The organism is Bradyrhizobium sp. STM 3809 (assembly GCF_000239795.1).
In the GTDB taxonomy this organism is placed as follows: Bacteria; Pseudomonadota; Alphaproteobacteria; order Rhizobiales; family Xanthobacteraceae; genus Bradyrhizobium.
This window is the reverse complement of the sequence record NZ_CAFJ01000037.1, coordinates 1-1,312: the sequence shown is the minus strand read 5'-3', so window position 1 is coordinate 1,312 and position 1,312 is coordinate 1. Positions and strand designations below refer to the sequence as shown.

At 62.5% G+C, this 1,312-nt stretch carries 2 protein-coding genes; both read right to left on the bottom strand.

Features of this window, described 5'->3' with window-relative positions; genetic code table 11:
• Positions 1–433: 433 nt before the first annotated feature.
• Entirely contained in the window at positions 434–991 is a 558-nt protein-coding gene (gene nusG, locus BRAS3809_RS01710) for a transcription termination/antitermination protein NusG (RefSeq protein ID WP_008960377.1), read from the bottom strand.
• Entirely contained in the window at positions 991–1,182 is a 192-nt protein-coding gene (gene secE / locus BRAS3809_RS01705) for a preprotein translocase subunit SecE (RefSeq protein ID WP_006611822.1), read from the bottom strand. The genes nusG and secE overlap by 1 nt, the downstream gene beginning before the upstream one ends.
• Positions 1,183–1,312 lie beyond the last annotated feature (130 nt).

The following is a 1,312-nucleotide window of genomic DNA, read 5'->3' as shown; positions in this document are numbered from 1 at the left end:
TGAAGCTTCAGGTAACCGGTTACTTTCTTTGCCATTGTGATACTCCAACGCGTTCGCGTGTCTTGCCTGATGCGAACGCACCGCCCTCGGGCGACAAAACCCGTCGGGCGAGGTTTGGGACCGTGGTCCGGCGCGCCTTGATCCGGCTGGCAAAGCCGGCCGCGCCTCCCACGAACGAAATCGCCCCCCGTTCGGGGAGCGAAGCGCGCCCGATACACGAGATCGGACGAAAAGGAAAGGGTTGAGCCGCGGCTCTCTCCTTCGTCATTCCGGGGCGCCCGTAAGGGCGAGCCCGGGATCCATACTCCCGACGTGCCAAGTGAGACACGAACGTTGCTCCATCTCTCCGTCCCACACCCCGCTCGGGTTATGGATTCCGGGCTCAGCCCTGTGGGCTGCCCCGGAATGACGGCGAGAGGGGTGATCGCCGGCCTTAGCCGACCACCTTCTCGACCTGGTTGAATTCCAGCTCGACCGGAGTGGCGCGGCCGAAGATCGACACCGCGACCTTGACGCGCGAGCGGGCCTCGTCGATTTCCTCGACCACGCCGGAGAACGAGGCGAACGGGCCGTCGGCGACGCGGACGTTCTCGCCGATCTCGAACGACACCGACGATTTCGGCCGCTCCACGCCCTCCTGCATCTGGTTCAGGATGCGCATCGCCTCGCCTTCGGAGATCGGCATCGGCTTGTTCTCGGCGCCGAGGAAGCCGGTCACCTTGGGCGTGTTCTTGATCAGGTGAAACGCCTCGTCGGTCAGCTTCATCTTCACCAGCACATAGCCGGGGAAGAACTTGCGCTCGGCGTTGATCTTGCGGCCGCGGCGCACCTCGGTGACATTCTCGATCGGCACCAGCACCTGCTCGAACAGATCCTCGAGATTGCGCTGCTTGGCCTGCTCGCGGATCGACTCCGCGACCTTCTTCTCGAAGTTCGAATAAGCGTGGACGATGTACCAGCGCTTGTCGGACGATTGGGTTGCGATTGCCATCAGTGGATGCCCAGCACGAGGGTGATGAGATAACGGATGATCTGATCGGCGGCGAAGAAGAACACCGAGGCCAGCGCCACCATCACGAACACCATGATCGTGGTGATGGTGACCTCGCGACGGCTCGGCCACGAGACCTTGGCGGTCTCCGAGCGCACTTCCTGCAGGAATTTGAACGGGCTTGTAGCCATCGTCAGGGGTCCTCGTCCGTCATCGGACGACTGAAGAGTTGACTGGGAAAACCGAACAGCCGACCGCTGCCCACCCTCTTGTCGGAGAGATGAGCCGGAAACCACGGGCTCGCTTGTTCGGGGAGTGAAA